The organism is Novacetimonas cocois (assembly GCF_003311635.1).
Classification (GTDB): domain Bacteria; phylum Pseudomonadota; class Alphaproteobacteria; order Acetobacterales; family Acetobacteraceae; genus Novacetimonas; species Novacetimonas cocois.
In genome coordinates this window covers 20527-40314 of the sequence record NZ_QEXL01000009.1, presented here as the reverse complement: position 1 = coordinate 40314, position 19788 = coordinate 20527, and the positions used below count along the sequence as shown (strand labels likewise).

General features: G+C 64.4%; 17 protein-coding genes and 1 riboswitch. Of the genes, 4 read left to right on the top strand and 13 right to left on the bottom strand.

Translation table 11 applies throughout. The annotated features are described in order from the left end of the window. Positions 1 to 5: 5 nt before the first annotated feature. The 4 genes from NJLHNGOC_RS07935 to gcvT form a co-directional block, all read right to left on the bottom strand. Entirely contained in the window at positions 6 to 1106 is a 1101-nt protein-coding gene (locus tag NJLHNGOC_RS07935) for an ABC transporter substrate-binding protein (RefSeq protein ID WP_113595904.1), read from the bottom strand. Positions 1107 to 1283: 177 nt separating this feature from the next. Continuing rightward, positions 1284 to 4169, bottom strand: coding sequence for an aminomethyl-transferring glycine dehydrogenase (gcvP, locus tag NJLHNGOC_RS07930; RefSeq protein ID WP_113595903.1), 2886 nt, complete (start codon positions 4167 to 4169; stop codon positions 1284 to 1286). 44 nt (positions 4170 to 4213) lie between these two features. Continuing rightward, positions 4214 to 4579: a glycine cleavage system protein GcvH gene (gcvH, locus tag NJLHNGOC_RS07925; protein WP_113595902.1), complete on the bottom strand. Its 366-nt coding sequence runs from the start codon at positions 4577 to 4579 to the stop codon at positions 4214 to 4216. Between the two features lie 64 nt (positions 4580 to 4643). Beyond that, positions 4644 to 5777 carry a glycine cleavage system aminomethyltransferase GcvT gene (gene gcvT / locus NJLHNGOC_RS07920; protein WP_113595901.1) on the bottom strand — a complete coding sequence of 378 codons (1134 nt, stop codon included), beginning with the start codon at positions 5775 to 5777 and terminating at the stop codon, positions 4644 to 4646. 299 nt (positions 5778 to 6076) lie between these two features. Next, a riboswitch (glycine riboswitch) is annotated at positions 6077 to 6164 on the bottom strand. Between the two features lie 162 nt (positions 6165 to 6326). Here gcvT and NJLHNGOC_RS07915 point away from each other — a divergent pair. From NJLHNGOC_RS07915 to NJLHNGOC_RS07905, 3 genes are all read left to right on the top strand, one after another. Further along, positions 6327 to 6641, top strand: a complete 315-nt coding sequence (locus NJLHNGOC_RS07915; RefSeq protein WP_113595900.1) for a putative quinol monooxygenase — start codon at positions 6327 to 6329, stop codon at positions 6639 to 6641. A 22-nt stretch (positions 6642 to 6663) separates the two neighbouring features. Further along, on the top strand, positions 6664 to 7068 hold the full coding sequence (locus NJLHNGOC_RS07910; protein WP_113595899.1) for a hypothetical protein: 405 nt from the start codon (positions 6664 to 6666) through the stop codon (positions 7066 to 7068). Positions 7069 to 7257: 189 nt separating this feature from the next. After that, positions 7258 to 8010 carry an FkbM family methyltransferase gene (locus NJLHNGOC_RS07905; protein WP_165837884.1) on the top strand — a complete coding sequence of 251 codons (753 nt, stop codon included), beginning with the start codon at positions 7258 to 7260 and terminating at the stop codon, positions 8008 to 8010. A 179-nt stretch (positions 8011 to 8189) separates the two neighbouring features. Here NJLHNGOC_RS07905 and NJLHNGOC_RS07900 read toward each other — a convergent pair whose 3' ends face one another. Genes NJLHNGOC_RS07900 through NJLHNGOC_RS07875 form a run of 6 tightly spaced genes read right to left on the bottom strand, consistent with a single transcriptional unit; the run spans position 8190 to position 13583 of the window. Then, positions 8190 to 8990 (bottom strand): M55 family metallopeptidase, encoded by an 801-nt coding sequence (locus NJLHNGOC_RS07900; protein WP_113595897.1) that lies wholly within the window; start codon positions 8988 to 8990, stop codon positions 8190 to 8192. Continuing rightward, the gene (locus tag NJLHNGOC_RS07895) at positions 8974 to 10035 is read right to left on the bottom strand and encodes a DmpA family aminopeptidase (protein ID WP_206059738.1); all 1062 of its coding nucleotides are present in this window, start codon (positions 10033 to 10035) and stop codon (positions 8974 to 8976) included. The genes NJLHNGOC_RS07900 and NJLHNGOC_RS07895 overlap by 17 nt, the downstream gene beginning before the upstream one ends. Next, the gene (locus tag NJLHNGOC_RS07890; RefSeq protein ID WP_239021408.1) at positions 10032 to 10778 is read right to left on the bottom strand and encodes an amino acid ABC transporter ATP-binding protein; all 747 of its coding nucleotides are present in this window, start codon (positions 10776 to 10778) and stop codon (positions 10032 to 10034) included. The genes NJLHNGOC_RS07895 and NJLHNGOC_RS07890 overlap by 4 nt, the downstream gene beginning before the upstream one ends. Then, complete coding sequence (locus tag NJLHNGOC_RS07885; RefSeq protein ID WP_206059737.1) at positions 10775 to 11842, bottom strand: amino acid ABC transporter permease; 1068 nt, start codon at positions 11840 to 11842, stop codon at positions 10775 to 10777. Before NJLHNGOC_RS07885 ends, NJLHNGOC_RS07890 begins: the two co-directional genes overlap by 4 nt. An 11-nt stretch (positions 11843 to 11853) precedes the next feature. After that, positions 11854 to 12696, bottom strand: coding sequence for a substrate-binding periplasmic protein (locus NJLHNGOC_RS07880; protein ID WP_113595894.1), 843 nt, complete (start codon positions 12694 to 12696; stop codon positions 11854 to 11856). Then, the gene (locus tag NJLHNGOC_RS07875; protein ID WP_113595975.1) at positions 12693 to 13583 is read right to left on the bottom strand and encodes a D-amino-acid transaminase; all 891 of its coding nucleotides are present in this window, start codon (positions 13581 to 13583) and stop codon (positions 12693 to 12695) included. Before NJLHNGOC_RS07875 ends, NJLHNGOC_RS07880 begins: the two co-directional genes overlap by 4 nt. Before the next feature lie 153 nt (positions 13584 to 13736). Between NJLHNGOC_RS07875 and NJLHNGOC_RS07870 the strand changes: the two genes are divergently transcribed. After that, positions 13737 to 14750 carry a LysR family transcriptional regulator gene (locus NJLHNGOC_RS07870; RefSeq protein WP_113595893.1) on the top strand — a complete coding sequence of 338 codons (1014 nt, stop codon included), beginning with the start codon at positions 13737 to 13739 and terminating at the stop codon, positions 14748 to 14750. 65 nt (positions 14751 to 14815) lie between these two features. Here NJLHNGOC_RS07870 and speE read toward each other — a convergent pair whose 3' ends face one another. From speE to uvrA, 3 genes are all read right to left on the bottom strand, one after another. Then, complete coding sequence (speE, locus tag NJLHNGOC_RS07865) at positions 14816 to 15694, bottom strand: polyamine aminopropyltransferase (protein ID WP_113595892.1); 879 nt, start codon at positions 15692 to 15694, stop codon at positions 14816 to 14818. A 133-nt stretch (positions 15695 to 15827) separates the two neighbouring features. Further along, a complete protein-coding gene (speD, locus tag NJLHNGOC_RS07860; protein ID WP_110526671.1) occupies positions 15828 to 16292 on the bottom strand; it encodes an adenosylmethionine decarboxylase in 465 nt (154 codons plus the stop codon). A 172-nt stretch (positions 16293 to 16464) separates the two neighbouring features. Beyond that, positions 16465 to 19530, bottom strand: a complete 3066-nt coding sequence (gene uvrA, locus NJLHNGOC_RS07855; protein ID WP_113595974.1) for an excinuclease ABC subunit UvrA — start codon at positions 19528 to 19530, stop codon at positions 16465 to 16467. Between the last annotated feature and the right edge of the window lie 258 nt (positions 19531 to 19788).

Genomic DNA, 19788 nt, shown 5'->3' with positions numbered 1-19788 from the left:
ACGGTTCAATGGGCGCCAGTCCCCGTACCAGTCGCACTCCCCGTGGCGTCATCAAGGGGGGGAAGGCCCGCCAGTATGCGCCCCGCCTGCGCGGCATCGAGGTCGTAATGGAAAAACTCCCGATAGAACGCGCGGGTCTGTTCCACCATGTTGGTGCCGGCAAACAGGTCGGGATGCAGCGCCTGCGCGGCCCATGCGACCTGAAGGGGGAATTCGCTTCCGTACCGGTCCCACGGGAACACGCCAGATGGGTTATGGAGGATACGCCCCGCCTTGACGGCGGCGATGTTGCGCCACACGCCCCCATCGGCCGCCGGGTCGAAACTGCCGCTGTCGGGCCCAAGGATCAGCACATCGGGATTCCATGCCGCAATCTGCTCGACCGAGACGGGCTTCATGTTTCCATCCACCCCATCCGCCGCGTTGCGCGCGCCCGCAATCGACAGCCATTCGTCGATGATCGTATTGCGCCCGTCCACCCGCAGGGGATGCAGCGACTGGATATGCACCACGCGCGGCCTGCTGTCGGGGGGCAGCGTGTCGGTGCGCGCGCGCGTGTCATGGACCACGCGATCCAGCATGGCTTCATAGGATTGGGCAACATCGCGCGCCTGCGCCGTGCCGATCACCTGCGCCGTCATGTCCAGCGAACGCCGTAACGTCGCGACATCGGAAAACCCGGCCACCAGCACGGGAATTCCCACCGCACGCAGGGCCGCCGCCGTTGCCGATCCATTAGGGACAAAGGCGACATCAACCCCGGCCTGCAGCAGGCTTTCGGCATTGACCGCCGGGCCGTTGACGCCAGTTGCATGATACAGCGCCGGGGCAACGCGGAACATCCATGGCCGGGTCGCGGGGCGGTCCACCGTCACCGCGATCCGGTCCGCGGCACCCAGCATGATCGTCAGTTCATTATGGGCGAACCACAGGTCGGCGATGTGGCGGGGCTGCTGCGGCACCTGCTGTATCTGTCCCGTCATGTCGGCAACCGGATGGGTCGCCTGCTGCTGCGCCGCATGGGCGGAAAACGCCACCAGCAATGATGCGCCGATCGCGCCCATGCCCCACCTTCGCGTCTGCCGCATTCCCTGATCGCCCCTCATGCCTGATGTCATTGCACCATATCCTATTGGATACATCCGCCGCCAGAGACGATCTGGAAACGATATCGCATCGGCGATGCCATATTCCCTTCCCTGTCCCGCTACGAAGAAAGCCGCCCATAAGGCGGCTTTCCTGCATGACTGCGACGATGCGCCCCGCCGCGACGGGGAGATCAGTCAGTCCTCGGCATAGGTGGAGATGTCCGGGCAGGAACAGACAAGGTTCCGGTCGCCATAGGCATTGTCCAGACGGTTGACCGGGGACCAGTATTTGGTGCCGGCTCCGACCTCGCCCGGCAGGCAGCCACGCGCGCGGTCATAGACACGATCCCATTGCGGATCGGTCACGTCGCGCACGGTATGCGGCGCATGACGCAGCGGGCTCTGTTCCACCGTCAGCTCACCGTTGAGGATTTCACCGATTTCCGCATGGATGGCGATCATCGCGTCGCAGAAACGGTCAAGTTCGCGCCGTCCTTCGGATTCCGTGGGCTCGATCATGAAGGTGCCCGCCACGGGGAAGCTGACGGTCGGCGCGTGGAAGCCATGATCGACCAGACGCTTTGCAATGTCGTCCACCGTGACACCGGCGGTATCGCGCACGGGACGCAGGTCGATGATGCATTCATGCGCCACCCGTCCGTTCGCCCCGCGATACAGGACCGGATAATAATCCGACAGCCGCGCCGCGATGTAGTTGGAATTCAGGATCGCGACCTCGGTCGCGCGACGCAGCCCGGCGTCGCCCATCATCTTCATGTAGGTCCATGAAATCGGCAGCACGTCGGCCGAGCCGAACGGGGCCGCGCACACGGCATTGGCCTCGCCCAGTTCAGGACGTCCCGGCAGGAACGGCGCAAGGTGCGCACCCACGCCGATCGGACCCATGCCGGGACCGCCGCCGCCATGCGGGATGCAGAACGTCTTGTGCAGGTTGAAATGGCTGACGTCCGAGCCATAGGACCCCGGACGCGACAGCCCCACCTGCGCGTTCATGTTCGCCCCGTCCAGATAGACCTGCCCGCCCGCCGCATGCACGAGGTCGCACAGTTCGCGCACGTTCTGTTCGAACACGCCATGGGTGGAGGGATAGGTGATCATGATCGCGGCCAGTTTCGGCGCGTGCTGCGCGATACGGGCCCGGAGGTCGTCCATGTCCACGTTGCCATGTTCGTCGCATTTGACGACGACGACCTTCATCCCCGCCATCTGCGCGGATGCCGGGTTGGTCCCGTGCGCGGATGCCGGGATCAGGCACACGTCGCGCCCTTCGTCACCCCGTGCGCGGTGATAGGCACGGATGGCCAGCAGGCCGGCATATTCCCCCTGCGCGCCCGAATTGGGCTGAAGGGAAACCGCGTCATACCCGCTGATGCGGCACAGCATGTCCTGCAGGTCGGCGAAGAGTTCGGCGTACCCTTCCATCTGGTCCGCCGGGGCGAAGGGATGGATGTCGCAGAATTCCGGCCACGTGATGGGTATCATTTCCGCCGTGGCGTTCAGCTTCATCGTGCAGGACCCCAGCGGGATCATCGAACGGTCAAGCGCCAGATCCTTGTCCGCCAGACGCCGCAGGTAGCGCAGCATGTCCGTCTCGGAACGATAGGCACTGAAGACCGGCTGGGTCAGGAAGCTGTCCTTGCGCGTCAGCGAGTCCGGAATGGCCGTGCCGGGGGCAGACAGCGTGCCCTCCATCGCGCCGACACGCGCGGCATCGCCGCTGAAACAGGTCCAGATGGCGCGCACGACCTCGGGCGTCGTGGTTTCGTCCAGGCTGAGGCCCAGCGTCCCGGCATCGACCTGCCGCAGGTTCATCCCCGCCCCGGTCGCGCGACGGACGATATCCGCCGTGCGCGTACCCGTGGCGACGGTCAGCGTGTCGAAGAACGCATCCGTGCGCACGTCCTCGCCCAGCGCGCGCAGACCTGCCGCCGTGACAACACACAGGCGGTGGATGCGCCCGGCGATGGCGCGCAGCCCCTCCGGCCCATGATACAGCGCATACATTGACGAGACGACTGCCGGCAGCACCTGCGCGGTGCAGATGTTCGACGTCGCCTTTTCACGGCGGATATGCTGTTCACGCGTCTGCAGCGCCAGACGGTAGGCGGGCTTGCCCCGCGCATCGACGGAAACCCCGACCAGCCGCCCGGGCATGTTGCGCTTGAACGCATCGCGCACCGCCATATAGGCCGCATGCGGACCGCCCGCCCCCATCGGCATGCCGTAACGCTGCATCGAGCCGACCGCGATATCCGCGCCAAGCGCGCCGGGGCTTTCCAGCAGCACCAGCGCCATCGGGTCCGCCGTCATCGCAGCAATCGCCCCCGCCTCGTGCAGTGCCGCGATCGCGGCGCGAGGATCGCGCACCTGCCCGGAGGAGCCGGGATACTGGAACAGCGCGCCGAAAACCTCCGCCGCGCGCAGGTCGTGCGCGGGATCGCCCACCACCAGCGTCCATCCCATCGGCTCGGCCCGGGTGCGCAGGACCGAAATCACCTGCGGGTGGCAGTCCGCATCGACAAAGAACGCGTTCGCCTTGCTGCGGGCGACGCGGCGCGCCATGGCCATCGCCTCCGCCGCCGCGGTGGCTTCGTCCAGCAGGGAGGCGTTGGCGACATCCAGTCCCGTCAGTTCGATGACCAGCGTCTGGAAGTTCAGCAGCGCCTCCAGCCTGCCCTGGCTGATTTCCGGCTGGTACGGGGTATAGGCCGTGTACCATGCCGGGCTTTCCAGCACGTTGCGCTGGATCACGCCCGGCAGGATGGTGTTGTAGTAACCCTGCCCGATCAGTGACGTCATCACCTTGTTGCGCCGGGCGATCTGGCGCAGGCGGTCGAGCGCCTGCGTTTCGGATATCCCCGCGCCAAGACCCATTTCCCCCTTGAGGCGGATATCGCCGGGAACGGTCTGCGCCATCAGGGCATCAAGGCTTTCCGCCCCGACGACATGCAGCATTTCGCGCACGTCATGGGCATCGGGGCCGACATGACGCGCACAGAACGCGTCAGGATCGCCACCCGCGCCCTGCCACAGGGGGGAATTATCAGTGAAAGACGTCATGATCGGGGAACTCCGTCAGGTCACACAGGCAGGCGGCAGGATTATCAGGCCAGCAGCGCGGCGTAGGCGGCCGCATCCAGCAGGTCATCAAGCTGCGCCCTGTCGGCCATCGTCATGCGCACGATCCAGCCAGCGGCTTCCGGCTCGCGGTTGATGAGGGAGGGATCCTCCGACAGTGCGTCGTTGAAGGACACGACCGTGCCCGACACGGGGGCATAGATGTCGGACGCGGCCTTGACCGATTCCACGACCGCGACGCTGTCGCCCTGCGCGACTTCGGTCCCGGCGTCCTTGCCCTCGACGAACACCAGTTCGCCAAGCTCGTCCGCCGCATGCTGCGTGATGCCGACGACAACCTCGTCGCCCTCGATGCGCAGCCACTCATGTTCCTTGGTGTAATAGATGCTCATGATCCGCTCGTCTTCTTGATGTGGATGTTGGAAAACCGGGTGAAAAACAGCGTGGAACCGGGGCCTAGCGCCGGAAGGTCGGCGCCACGAACGGCAGCGCCACCACATGGACCGGCAGGAAGCGGCCACGCACGCCCGCGAACAGCGGCGTGCCAACGGCCGCGCACGCGCCATCCACGTATCCCATCGAAACAGGGCCGGGCACGCTGGGGCCAAAGGCGCCCGACGTCACATGGCCGACCTGGTGCGTGCCCTCGGCGTCGCTGAACAGGGGCGCGCCGCCACGGATCGGGGCGCGTCCCTCCCCGCGCAGTCCGACGCGCCGCCGCTGTGCACCTTCGCTCAGCTGCCGCGCCACGACATCCGCCCCCGGATAGCCGCCCGCGCGCGCGCCACCGGGACGGCGGCTTTTCTGGATCGACCATTCCAGCGCACCTTCGACCGGGGATGTCGTCGTGTCGATGTCCGAACCATACAGGCACAGCCCCGCCTCCAGCCGCAGGCTGTCACGCGCGCCCAGCCCGGCCGCCGCCATGTCGGGACAGGCCAGCAGCGCACGCGCCACCTTTTCGGCCTGCGAAGCCGGCATGCCGATCTCGAACCCGTCTTCGCCGGTATAGCCGGAGCGCGAAACGACGCATTTCACGCCCGCGACCTCGGTTTCGATCACATCCATGAAGCGCATGCCGGCCGTTTCGAGGGCAAGATGCGCCATCGCCCTGACCGCCGCAGGCCCCTGTGCCGCGATCAGCGCGCGATCGGAGAGGAATTCCACCTCGCAGACATCGGAGATGCCGGCCTTGATCAGCGCGAAATCGGCCTCCTTGCAGGCCGCGTTGACCACCAGCAGGAACCACGTCCCCATGTTGGCGATCATCAGGTCATCGCTGATGCCCCCGTCGTCGCGCATCAGCAGGGCGTAACGCTGCCGTCCCGGACGCAGTGCCACGATATCGGCAGGCACGAGACGTTCGAGCGCCTTCGCCGCATCCTCCATCACGCCGGAACGCGGACGGACCCGCACCTGCCCCATGTGCGAGACGTCGAACACCCCGCCCGCGGCACGGGTATGAAGATGCTCTGCCATGACGCCGGCGGCGTACTGGACCGGCATCTCATATCCGGCGAAGGGCACCATGCGTCCCCCCAGCTCAAGATGCAGCGCGTGCAGCGGCGTGCGCAAAAGACCCTGGGTCATGCGAAGACTACCTCGTCATTACGATATGTCCCGACGACGCCACCGGCGCCACGACACGCATGCCACGACACGGGGCGCGCCGGGGGAATGCGATTCGCGGCATCAGGACGCGCGCATGGGAAATATATGGGGGAAAGGGCAGGAAATTGCGAAGTCGTTATGATCTGCGCCGATGGCATGGACATGAAAAGGGCTCCCGCGACTCCGTAATGGATATCACCTGCCCCTTCTGTCACCTGTGCCTGAGATCGCTATCCCGTCGGCGGATGCCCGGCGAGCGGACATCTCTTTCCAGAAGTTATCACCGACCGGTCCTTTTGCCTGAGAGTTTCCGGGGCGGTTGCTCCTTCGGCGCCGGCATGGCCGGTCTCTCCCGTGTCAGTATCCGACTGCTTGACATGACACCGGAACACAAGTCAATCCATGAATGACGTTCGCATCCCCGCGCCCGCGCGACCGTCAATGCGGCCACGGTCCGGCGCGCCCTCGATCCCTTGCGGACACGCCCCTGCGACACGGATGCCGGACCCAAACAGGAGGATGACAGACATGACAGACGCCCCCCTCATCATCGTGGCGGAATTCCAGACCACGGCACAGACACGCCAGCAGTTCCTCGATGCCTGCGTCGAGGACAGCATCCGCTCGGTCACGGACGAGCCGGGCTGTTCCAGCTTTGACGTGCTGACCACCAGCGAGGAGCCCGATACCGTCATCCTGCACGAGGTGTATGACAACGCGGCTGCATTCGACGCGCATCTGGCGACGCCACATTTCAAGGCCTTCGACAAGACGGTGAACACGCTGAAGGTACGCACCGTCAGCGTGCGCAAGACATCGCGCCACGCGCCGTCCCGCACTTAAGGACCCAGCAGCCCGGAAAAGAATGGATCCTGCCATCACGGGAATGGGCCGGGGCAAGGACCCGGATCGCCATTCCCTTCGGGGAAGGTCGCGCATGCGCCATCCGGCAATGCTGGAGACGTACCCCGTCAGGAACATGTCGGTCCTGACGGTTCGGTGCGCGCCAGTGGATGACCCGGCGGATGGCCCAACCACAGGGCGTCCTGTCCGGCCCAGCCTCATCCAGGCAGTTTTTCCCCGTCAATCCGTGGAGGATTACATGGAAGCCCCGGCAGGCAACCTGACGACCATCTTCATTGCCCAAGGCGCCCCCATCGGATGGTATTTTTCATGTATTGGGTCACTTTTGACACAAAATAAACAATATGGACAAATATTTTCCAATAATGTATGGGGTTTTCACATGAATAAATATTCCGGATTTTAGATGATGGTGTCTTTGGGAACGCTGGACCTGAATTTCAAAAAAATAATTTCCACAAAATCCAGAATACTCCGGAATATAAAAGAACATACGCCACCCTTGCATGCGGGCATTTTACATCCACGGTTCATGCGTAAACTTCCCCGTGCGATATACAGGCAACGCAGCCGGGCAAAAGCTTGTGGCGTCCCCATGGATGATGCCATCCTGTGCCGCGTTCTCTGCAAGTATAAAATGTTCGTCAATCCGGAAGACCGTGGCCTGTCTCCCCACCTCATACTTGATGGTTACTGGGAAATGGCGGTCACGGAAGTCATGATCGACCTGGTCAGGGAAGGCATGACCGCCATTGATGTGGGGGCAAACCTTGGTTATTTCTCCGTGCTGCTGGCGGATCTGGTCGGACCGGATGGCAAGGCCATCGTGGCGGAACCCAATCCGCGCATGGCGTCCCTGCTGACCCAATCCATACGGGTAAATGCGTTTGACAGTCGCGTGGAACTGGTTACCGATGCGATAACCGCGGAATCAGGGCAGGAAATGACCCTGACAATTCCCAGGAATTTTCCCCAGAACGGCGCGGTCCATTACGGCGCCCCCCATTCAGGCGGGGATGACAACAGCACCTCCGTTCGCGTCAGGACCAGGACACTTGATGACATTGTGGGGGACCGGCCTGTCGATTTCATCAAGATCGATGTCGAAGGAAGCGAGCAGGCCGTATGGGCGGGCATGCAGGGCATCCTCGGCCGTGGGAAACCCCTTTCGATCATTCTGGAATTCACCCCCGACCGGTATGCCGACCCGATGACGTTCCTGGACAGTTTCCTGCAGGCCGGGTTCGACCTGTCGCAGATCACGGCCAGCGGCAGGCAGCCCGTCACCCCCGACGACATCATGAAAGACCCGGCCAACATTGACCGGATGCTGGTCCTTTCCCGATAGTCACGGCTGGGAGCACTCCATCCGGCGTGAAACGCACCCTGTCGGCCTGTGGGACGGGGTATCGCACCTGAACGGGTCCGCGCACGGGCATGCGTCTTTCGTGCCGGGGACATCGCCACGCATGTTCGCAAAAGCACGGACAGTCCCCCCCGTCGCTTCCAAATCAGGCCCCGCGCGGCCTAACGTGTCAGAAACATGTAGGCGCGCTGGATTTCGAAATAGTCCCGCGCGGCAAACGCGACCCGGCAGGGGCCGTGAAGGCGGGCACCCGGATACCACTGGACCCGGTAGGCATCATTGGGGGAGCGGAATTCGACAATCAGTTCGTACCCGTCCGCCTTTGGGGGAAAACACCCCTCCATGGGACGGGACAGGGCACGCGCGACGGTATCGCGGATCAGGGTGGTCGCGCGGGCGGGAACGAGGGAGGTCGTCGCAAAACCGGTCCCGGTCATTGTTTCCACCACGTCGATCCCCGGCACGAGCGCACGTGCCTCCGCACAGATATCACGATCGCCACTGATGAACCCCGACGGGACACCGTAACGCGCGGCGCACAGGGCATTGAGCCTGAATTCCGACGCGGGCGCACCATTGAGCGTGACGCCGGCGATGCGGGTGGTCGTCGTATGGGCCAGCGGATTTCCTTCCGCCCCCGCCCGGGCATGACAGCCGGTATAAAGGGCGGCGTCGAAACCGTCGTCAATGCCGAACATCATGCCATCGGGATGCCCGGCCCAGCCGCGCACGATGGTCACATCCGCCGGCAGGCGATCCACAAGCAGGTTGCGGCCACTGTCATGGGCGTCCTTCACCACGATGGTGGCGGCCCCCGCCTGCCGGGCGCCTTCGCAGGCGGCAACGACTTCATCGGTCATCAGGATGCGAAAGGCGGCGTAATCGGCATGCTGCGGTTCGGTTTCGCTCCACGCCGTAATGCCCGCCGTGCCTTCCATATCCGCGCTAAGAAAGATTTTCATGGATCGGATGTTCTCGCAGCCAGTCGGTAAGGGATGGGAAAAACGCGCCATCCCGACCCGGCATCGGCGGGGCGGCGCAAAGCGCATTCAGCACGGCTTCCTGCGTGGCTTCGGCCGCCGCGCGGAATGGAAGATCGATCAGTGACTCGGCAATGCGCATGACGGGTGCGAAGGGCGTCGCCGGATCATGCGCGACCCTGTCGGCGGTGCTGAAACACAGCGCGATGTCGCCGCTGCCATTGCCCCAGAACGCGCCAAGCCGCGCAAGGCCGGCCGCGCCACGCCGCGCCACGCGCGTCAGCTGGCGGTCATCAAGGGGAAGATCGGTGCCCATGACGACAATGACCGATCCGCGTTCCTCCCCACCGGGCGCACGCGGCGACGGACGCCGCCCGTCCGGGAGCACGAGATCGCCCGAAACGCCGAAATTCGCGAGCACGAGCACGCCCAGCGTGAAAGTCCGCCCATCCAGCGTCATGCGCCGCGAGGCCGTGCCGATACCGGCCTTGAAACCGAACGCCGTCATTCCCGTCCCGGCGCCGACCGCGCCCTGCGTCACGGGGCCGGGGCGCGCGGCGGCAAGTGCCGCGTCCGCGTCATCCCCGCTGACCGCAAAGGCCTGGATGTCGTTGATCGCGCCGTCGTTGCATTCAAGGACAAGCGGATTGATTGTCGAGGTCGCGCGACCGATGGCGGGATTGGCGACGATGCCCCGGCGGATCAGCCTGTCGGCGCAGACGCTGACGCCAAACGTATTGGTCAGCAGCAGGGGCGTCTCGATCGTGCCCAGTTCGCGGACCTGGATCAGCCCGACCGATTTTCCAAAGCCGTTGATGACCTCCACCCCCGCGCGGACCTTTTCGCGAAACAGGTCCCCGCCATGGGGAAGGATCGCGGTCACGCCGGTTGCGATCGCATCCCGGCGGATGGTGCGATGCCCGACCGTGACACCCGGCACGTCACACAGCGCATTCAGCGCGCCGGGCGGCAGATGCCCGTCGGGGATCAGCCCGAAGTCACGCGCAAGGGGGAAGGCCCCGCTCACAGCCGCCCCGCCTTGACAAGGTCACGCAGGAAGGCACGTGTCTTTTCCTGACGCGGCGCGCTGAAGATTTCCTGCGGGGTCCCTTCCTCATGAACCCGTCCCTGATAGAGGAAGCAGACCCGGTCGGAGGCTTCACGCGCGAAGCCCATTTCATGCGTCGCAAGAATCATGGTCATGCCACGTGTCGCAAGATCGCGCACAAGGTCAAGCACTTCGGCAACAAGCTCCGGATCCAGGGCGGAGGTTATCTCATCGAGCAGCAGCAGCATGGGATCCATCATCAATGCCCGGACGATCGCGACGCGCTGCTGCTGTCCCCCTGACAGGCGATCGGGATATTCATGGGCCTTGCGCGCAAGCCCCACGCGTTCCAGCAGCGCCATCGCACGATCCGTTACTTCGGCGCGCGGCTGGTTGCGCAGCGTCGTGGGGGCAAGGATGGTATTGTGCAACACCGTCATATGGGGAAAAAGATTATAGGACTGGAAAACGATGCCGATATCCTGTCGCAGGCGGTCGAGATCGACACCCGGTCCGGTAATGCGTTCGCCATGGATGCGGATTTCACCCGAACTGGTTTCCTCCAGCCGGTTGATGCACCGCAGAAGCGTCGATTTCCCGCATCCCGACGGCCCGATCAGGCAGACGACCTGATGTTCGTCGACCGAAAGGGAAAGGTCGGCCAGAATCCTGTTCGCGCCGTAATATTTGGTGATGTTATCGATTTCCAGAAGGGCCATCATGCATTTCCCGTCCGACGGCTGCGCGCGCGCTGCGTCAGCCGGTCGACAAGCCGTGCCTGCGGGATCGTGATCAGGACAAACAGGATCGCGACCGTTGTCACGGCGGAAAGGTTGAAATTGTTGGCGGCTATGATCTTCGACTGGTTGAACGCGTCGATCGTGCCGATGACGGACACCAGCGCCGTATCCTTCTGAAGGCTGATGCAGTCGTTCATCAGCGGCGGAACAATGTTGCGCAACGCAATGGGAACCACGACATGGCGCAGGGTCATGGCATGGCTGAACCCCAGCGAACGCGCGGCGGCGATCAGGCTGTGATGCACGCCCTCGATCCCCGCGCGGTAGATTTCGGACGTATAGGCACCATAGGTCAGCGTCAGGGCGATGATGGCATAGGTGCTCGACGACAGGGTGGAGACGAACGGAAGGTTGGTCAGCGGCAGGCCGAAGCCGATAAGGTAGATGGTAATGATTGAAGGCAGGCCACGGAACAGGTCGCAATAGACGGTCGCCATCAGCCGCAGCGGCCGCCCCGCCTCGCCGGGCAGGGTGCGCGCGATGGCGATAAGAAGCGCCCAGACCAGGATCAGGACCATCGAGACGGCAAAGATGACGATGTTGGTGGTAAAGGCGGACAGGATTTCGCCCGCCGAACGCCGGATCAGCGCAAGGTCGAAGAAGGTCCGGCTGACAGCCGCGTCATTCAGCGCCAGAAGCCACGCCAGCCCGACGCCGATCAGCAACGCGCAGGACCATGCCAGGGCGTTCCACGACCGCAGGGAGGCCCGCGCGCCCAGTTCGCGTGCGCGATGCACCTCGTCCACCCGTCCGGCCCGCGCCGACAGTGCGACAGCACGCCAGCCCAGCGCGATGACATGCGCGCAGGCCGCGCAGGTCACGGCCGCCACCGCCACGATGACGGGCAGCCCGATCCCCTGCCCATGCGCATAACCGCCGATCCGCAGGACCGAAAGCACGGACACGCCCGTTGTTCCGAGCGCGACCAGCAGGGACAGCAGCGATCGCCCGCGATGGATATGAACCGGACGCGCGGGCCGTCCCATGTCGCCCGCCCTCAATGCCATACCGGAATCGTCGCGGGATCGGCGCCCTTCCACAGGGGCGCGAGGTAAGTCATTTCAAGCGCGCGCAGCGTTCCCTCCGTTCGCATGTCATTGATGATCCGGTCGATCACGGGGGCTTCGGGCGAATGCAGCGGCAGCACCGCCGCGATCGGCGTTCCCTCGGGGAACTGGCCCACCACCCTGAAACGTCCCTGCGCGGCGCCGGCCTGCCCAAGGATGACGGACAGGCTGGTGATGACCGCATCCACGTTCCCCGCCGCCAGGGCCGTGAACATCGTGCCGGTATCGTCAAACGCGGAAAGACGGCGGATCTTCAGACTGTCCCGCGCCCATGAGGTGACGTTGGTGCCCAGCTGCGTGCCGACGCGGGCCGCGCGCAGGGTGTTTTCGTCCATCCGCGTGGTGGCGCGCGTCGCGATGCCATAGCTGTCGAAGGCATAGGGCGCGGAAAACGTGACGACCTCATGTTCCCGATGCCGCACGGACACAAGCGCCAGGGCCAGATCATAATCCCGGTTCCGTCCGGCCACGAGGGAATCGAACGAGGCATTGCGCAGGACGACCCGATCAAGGCCAAGGCGGTAGGCAATATTCACCGCAAGACAGAACTCCCGCCCCGAACGGATGGTCGTGGGCGTATCCCCGTTGAATTCGCCAACAGCCGGAAGATTGATCAGCACGGTCAGCTGCCCCGGCACGGCCGGTGTCACGTGATGCGTCGCACCGTGGCCGAACAGCCTGCACTGCCCATAGCCCTCGGCCGCGTGGGCCTGATGAAACGCAAGGCCCGCCAGCAGCGCGAATGCCAGGCCGGTATGCCGGACCCGCCTCACAAGAGATCAGGCCCCGGCTTACCGGGCGGCGTATCGGATCCCTGCCCAAGTGCTGCCTCAAGATAATAATGCTGGAGCCGGCGGGTCATGGGGCCGGGCGCTCCATCCCCGATGGGAATCGCGCCGACCCTTACGACCGGCGTGACAAGCGAGGAGGCACTGGTCTGGAAGGCCTCGGCCGCCATCGCGATGTCATCGGGCGTGAAGCCACGTTCCTCGAACTCCAGATTATGACGGGCGCACAGGGCCTGCACGGCCTTGCGTGTGCATCCGGGCAGGATGGCGTGGGAATTCGGACGGGTCACCACCGCGCCCGCGCGGGTGATGAGGAACGCGGTCGAAGATGCGCCTTCCGTAACCACGCCCTCCTCGACGAACCAGACATCGGCGAAACCCGTGGCCCGTGCCTCCCGCTTTGCCAGCACCTGCCCGAGCAGCATCGTCGTCTTGATGTCGCGTCGCGCCCAGCGTGGATCAGGCATCAGGGCGACGCTGATGCCCTGCCTCTGCGCCGGGGTATCGCGGATCGCCCTGTGCTGGGTAAAGGCGAAAAAGCCGGGCCGCATGTCGGCGGGATAGACAAAATCACGGTCGGCCTCGCCCCTGCTGACCTGCAGGTACAGCGTGCCTTCCACCAGTTCGTTACGCGCGACGAGTTCGTGCTGGATGGCCTCGATTTCATGCCTTGGCAACGGCATGGGAATCGCCAGCGCGGCAAGCGAACGCTCAAGCCGATCGAGATGCAGGCCATTGTCGATCAGCCGCCCGTCCAGAACGACCGTAACCTCGTAAATCGCGTCCCCGAACAGCGTGCCGCGGTCAAAGATGCTGAGGCGCGCCTCGCTTTGCGGCATGTACGTGCCGGCACAATATACAGTCCGTTCCATCGGCGCCTTCGTCAGCAGATGATGCCCGGATGCTGGCGGATCGTGCCCGACAAGGCCAATAGCAATTTGGCACAAAGATATTCCATTTCTGCATAATGTAGGAATATCATGCACTTGCTAGATAAGTCCCCCTTGGGAAAAGGTCATGGGTAGATGGAACTGAAATGGCTGGAAGATTTCGTGGCACTGGCGGAAACAGGCAGTTTTTCGCGTGCCGCGGAGCTTCGCCATGTCACACAGCCCGCCCTGAGCCGACGGGTCCGGCAGCTTGAGAACTGGCTCGGCACGACGCTGGTCAGTCGCGCCTCCCTCCCTGCCGAGCTGACGCGCGAAGGGCTGCGCTTCCTTCCGCAGGCGCGCGACATGATCCGACAGCTTTACGGGGCGCGTGAAGCTTTCAGGGGGGATGCGGCGGCGAAGCTGGTGCGCTTCGCGGCGCTGCATACGCTGGCCGTGGCGTTCTTTCCAAACTGGATGGCGACCCTCAGCCGGGATGCGCCACCGATCCGTACGGCGATCCTGCCGGACCGGGGTGGGATCGAGGCCAATCTGTCAGCGCTGGTGGAGGAAGAGGCCGATTTCTTCCTGACCTATGCGCACCGTTACGTCAGCCTGCGGCTGGAGGAAGGGAAGTTCGAATTCCTGAAGGTTTCCTCGGACGAGGCAATCCCCGTGACCGCGCGCGAACTTGTCGTCGATGGCATGAAATGGACGGGAGAGGGCCTTCTGGATGCGGCACTGGCCCGACCGATCGCGGTGCCCTATGCCACCTATGGCGATGATTCCTTCTTCGGGCTGGTGCTGCGACGGCTGTTCGATGTCTCGCCCCCATTTGAGCGCGTGACGGTCCACCAGAATGCCATTGCCCATGGGCTGAAGGCCGTCGTGCTTGCCGGGGGTGGGCTGTGCTGGCTGCCGCGCAGCCTGATAAGGACGGAACTTGCCACCGGCGCGCTCGTGCCTGCTTCGCGCGATCCGCGATGGAACCTCGACATCGACATCCGCCTGTATCGCCACATGGACGAAGGCAGGGGCGACGTGGGACGCCTGTGGGACTGCGCCAGGCGCAACGCGAACACTGGTGCGCCCGAGGCGCCATCGCCTGCCGCGACGACGCCATCCGGCCGTCAGGAGAGCGTCTGGAATCAGCCTGCTGATAAAAAATAAAGGCAGGTCCGGGGCACTGCCGAACCTGCCTTTTCAAACGGTCTTCACCGGATGCCGCTCCGGCCTTAACCCTTCTGGCCGTGGCCGGGCAGGTTGCGCGCGATATAGGGCGGCAGCGTAAAGGACGCGACGTGCATTTCGGGGGTCCAGTACTGGCATCCCTCGATAATGCCGGCCTTGCGCGCGCGTTCGCGGATCACGCTGACATCGTGCTGTCCGGGGGCCTCGCCCTTGGCGGCGATACCCAGCGTCATGAACCCGCCGACATAGGTCGGAACGGCCGCGACATAGGCGGAGACATGACGGAAGAACTGCGCCCGGCGCGCGCTGGTGTCACGCAGTTCGTCGGCCTGCATGAACGGCACGCCGCACTGGTTCACGATCAGGCCGTTATCGGTCAGGATGCGCGCGCAGTGACGATAGAACGAATCGGTGAACAGGACTTCGCCCACGCCAATCGGATCGGTGCTGTCCACGATGATCGCGTCAAAGGACCCATCCGGCGCGTTGGCCACGTATTCGATGCCATCGCCCACGATCACGTCCGCGCGCGGGTCGTTCCACGCATCGCCTGAAATGTCGGGCAGGAATTTTCTGGACAGGGAAATGACCTCCCCGTCGATTTCGACCATCACCGCGCGTTCGACCGTACTGTGCTGCAGCACGCGGCGCAGGACGCCACCATCGCCCGCCCCGATGATCAGGACATTGCGCGCCGCCCCATGCGCCAGCAGCGGCACATGCGTCAGCATTTCCTGATAGACGAACTCGTCACGTTCGGTGATCTGCACCACGCCGTCGAGCATCAGGACACGGCCATAATCCTCGTTTTCAAAGACCACGATGTCCTGGAACGCGCTTTTGGTCTGGGCCAGCATCCTGTTGACACGAAACTGCTGTCGCCATCCCCCGTACAGGGTCTCGCTGATCCAGACGTCGGACATCCGTGGTGCTCCTTGAAAAATATCCATGCGAAAACGGGCCGGACATATCGGTCCGGCCTGTCATTACCTCCCTGCGCGGGGGCATCGGCTACAGCAGGTCATGGGAACACATGGCGTGCCCCCATGCACGAAATCAGGGCTGGACGCGGCCGCGACGCTGCTCGTCCACCTCGATCCGGCCTGCCTGGAACAGGCGCTGCATGACCGGGATCGCCAGATGCGGATCACATGCGCCGCACATGAAGATGTCCACGGCGGCAAAATTGCGTTCCGGCCACGTATGGATGGAAATGTGGCTTTCCGCCAGCACGACCACCCCGGACACGCCGCCATTGGGCGTGAAGTGGTGGAAATGGCTGTGCAGGATCGTCGCCCCGGCCGTCACTGCGGCTTCGCACAGGGTGCGGTCAATCCTGTCGGGATCGTCAAGATTGTGCGCATCCCAAAGATCGACAAGAAGATGCGTGCCCGCAAACTTCATCCCGTCTTTTTCGACGAAATAATCTTTCCGGTCGTCGTCGGACGAAAACGGCGCTGAAGAGATCTGGTTATCGCTCGGGAGTTCCGAGACCATCCCCAGTTGAGCAAGTGCGTTCATCACGTACCCCCAAACCAGTAGACAGCCTGTTGGGCAGACATTGCCCCCTTGGGCCAAGAGTGGCGCTGATAGGGCCTCTGCCGGGCAGGATGCAAGCACTTTTCGCCTGTTTGGCGGAATATTTTTCAATTCCGTCCTCCCGCCATGCAACCCTATCGCGCGCCGCCGGGTTTCATTCAGCTTTTTTCGGCTTTTTTCCGCCCTTTTTCGCTTTCCCTCCGCCGGGTGCGCCCGACGTGGGCGATTTTGGTGCGCCGGCGGTCTTTTTTCCGCGTGCCGTGGCGGGGGACGCAACCTTTTTCCTCCGCGCGGGCTTTGGCGGCGGCGTCGCGATCACCGGACGCTCCGCCAGCAGGGGGCGAAGGAATCGGCCGGTATGGCTTTCGGGATTCGCCGCGACCTCCTCGGGCGTACCTTCGGCCACGATGCGGCCACCGCCGTCCCCCCCTTCCGGCCCCATGTCGATCACCCAGTCGGCGGTCTTGATGACCTCCAGGTTATGTTCGATCACCACGACCGTGTTGCCCTGCGCCACCAGCGCGTGCAGCACCTCCAGCAACTTGCGCACGTCCTCGGTATGCAGGCCGGTGGTGGGCTCGTCGAGGATATACAGCGTCCGGCCCGTGGCGCGGCGGGCCAGTTCCTTCGACAGCTTCACGCGCTGCGCCTCGCCCCCGGACAGGGTCGTGGCCTGCTGTCCCAGCGCGACATAGCCCAGCCCCACCTTCTGCAGGATCGCAAGGCGGTCGCGGATGCGCGGCACGGCGGAAAAGAACGGCAGCGCCTCGTCCACGGACATCGACAGCACGTCGGCGATCGACTTGCCCCGGAACTTTACCTCCAGCGTCTCGCGGTTATAGCGCGCGCCCTTGCAGGTATCGCATGTCACGAACACGTCGGGCAGGAAGTGCATCTCGATCTTCAGCACGCCGTCGCCCTGGCATGCCTCGCACCGTCCGCCCTTCACGTTGAAGGAGAAGCGCCCCGCCTTGTACCCCCGTGCCTTGCTTTCGGGCAGTTCCGAGAACCAGTCGCGAATCGGGGTGAACAGGTCGGTATAGGTCGCGGGGTTGGATCGCGGCGTGCGTCCGATGGGGGACTGGTCGATATCGATGATCTTGTCGAGCTGTTCGATCCCGTCGATTTCACGATACGGGGCCGGGTTCTGCCCCGATCCCATCAGCCGCCGCGACAGGGCCTTGTACAGCGTATCGATCACCAGCGTGGACTTGCCACCGCCCGAAACCCCCGTGACGCACGTGAACGTGCCCAGGGGGAAGCGCGCGGTCACGTCCTTGAGGTTGTTGCCCGTTGCCCCGCGCAGGACCAGCTCCCGCGCCGGGTCGACGGGACGGCGATGCGCCGGGACCTCGATGCGCCTGCGCCCCGACAGGTACGCGCCCGTCAGGCTGTCGGGATTGGCCGCGACCTGCTGCGGCGTGCCATAGGCGACCACATGCCCGCCATTGACGCCCGCGCCCGGCCCCATGTCGATCAGCCAGTCCGCGGCCCGGATCGCGTCCTCGTCATGTTCGACGACGATCAGCGTGTTCCCCAGCCGCTTGAGCCGCTCCAGCGTGCCGAGCAGGCGTTCATTGTCGCGCTGGTGCAGCCCGATGGATGGCTCGTCAAGCACGTACAGCACGCCCGTCAGGCCGGAACCGATCTGGCTGGCAAGGCGGATGCGCTGGCTCTCCCCGCCCGACAGCGTGGCCGAACCGCGCGACAGGGTCAGGTAATCCAGCCCCACATCATCAAGGAAGCGCAGCCGGTCGAGGATTTCGCGCAGGATGCGGCGTGCGATTTCCGCGCGCTGCGGGCTCAGCGTGGGTTCCACCGTCGCGAACCATTCCAGCGCGCGGCGGATGGGCATGTCGGAAGCCTGCGCGATGTTCAGGCCCGCCACCTTGACCGACAGGGCTTCGGGCCGCAGGCGCGCGCCGTGGCAGACATGGCACGGCTTTTCGGACTGGTATCGCGAAAGCTCCTCGCGCACCCAGACGCTGTCGGTCTCCGCCATGCGGCGGCGCAGGTTGGTGATGACCCCCTCGAACGGCTTGGTCAGGGTATAGGTGCGCCGGTCGTCACTGTAGGTGAAGGCGATGGGATCGCGACAGCCGTGAAGGATGACATCGCGCACCCCTTCGGGCAGGTCGCGCCACGGCGTGTCCATGCTGACATCGTAATGGGCGGCGATTCCCGCCAGGGTCTGCTGGTAATAGGGGCTCTGGCTGTTGCGCCACGGGGCGATCGCGCCGTTCTTCAGCGACAGCCCCTCATCCGGCACGACAAGGTGGGGGTCGAAAAATGTTTCCTGACCGATGCCGTCGCACGCGGGACACGCCCCCTGCGGCGCATTGAAGGAAAACAGCCGGGGCTCGATCTCCTCCAGCGTGAAGCCACTGACGGGGCACGCGAAGCGCGAGGAAAAGACGGTGCGTTCCGCAGGCGTGCCGTCATCGTCCTTCTCACGCCGCACTTCCTCGGCATAGACAAGGCCGTCGGACAGCGACAGCGCGGTCTCGAAACTGTCGGCAAGACGGGATTCCAGCCCCTCGCGCACGACGATGCGGTCCACTACGGCCTCCACCGTGTGGCGCAGGCGGCGGTTGAGGTCCGGCACATCGCCGATTTCATACAGCGTGCCGTCCACCTTCACGCGGGTGAAGCCCTTGCGTTGCAGGTCCGCCAGTTCCTTGCGGCATTCCCCCTTGCGGTCGCGGATGACCGGGGCCAGCAGCATCAGGCGCGTCCCCTCCGGCATGGCCATGATGCGGTCGACCATCTGGCTGATGGTCTGCGCCTCGATCGGCAGGCCGGTTTCGGGGGAATAGGGCACACCGGCACGCGCCCACAGCAGGCGCATGTAATCATGGATTTCCGTCACCGTACCCACGGTGGAGCGCGGATTCTTGGACGTGGTTTTCTGTTCGATCGAAATCGCGGGGGACAGCCCCTCGATCGAATCGACGTCCGGCTTGCCCATCAGTTCAAGGAACTGCCGCGCATAGGCCGAAAGGCTCTCGACATAGCGCCGCTGCCCCTCGGCATAGATGGTGTCGAACGCCAGCGACGATTTCCCCGACCCCGACAGGCCGGTCATGACCGTCAGCGCGTCGCGGGGGATGTCGACATCGACATTCTTCAGGTTGTGCGCGCGCGCGCCCCGCACCCGAATCGCGGGCCCCGTGACCTGCGGCACACCGGCCCCCGCCCGCGCGGGAGAAGAATCGTCCATGTTATCCTCCTGCCCCGCGGGCATCCCGCGGGAACCGAATGTGATGTTGCCATGTTGTTCTGTCCCCATACGCGCGACAGGGCAAGGGGGCGAAAAGGCGGGACTTCTTTTTCGATGACGCGCCACCCTTCCGGTCGCCGCCCATTTCAGTCTAGGATGGGCGCATCATGAACGGCCGTTCCGCCGCAGGGCGGACATGGCGGTTTCCGACGGACCGGCCCGGCCCCCCGGGGCCTGGGAACAGGCCGCCGGTGAACC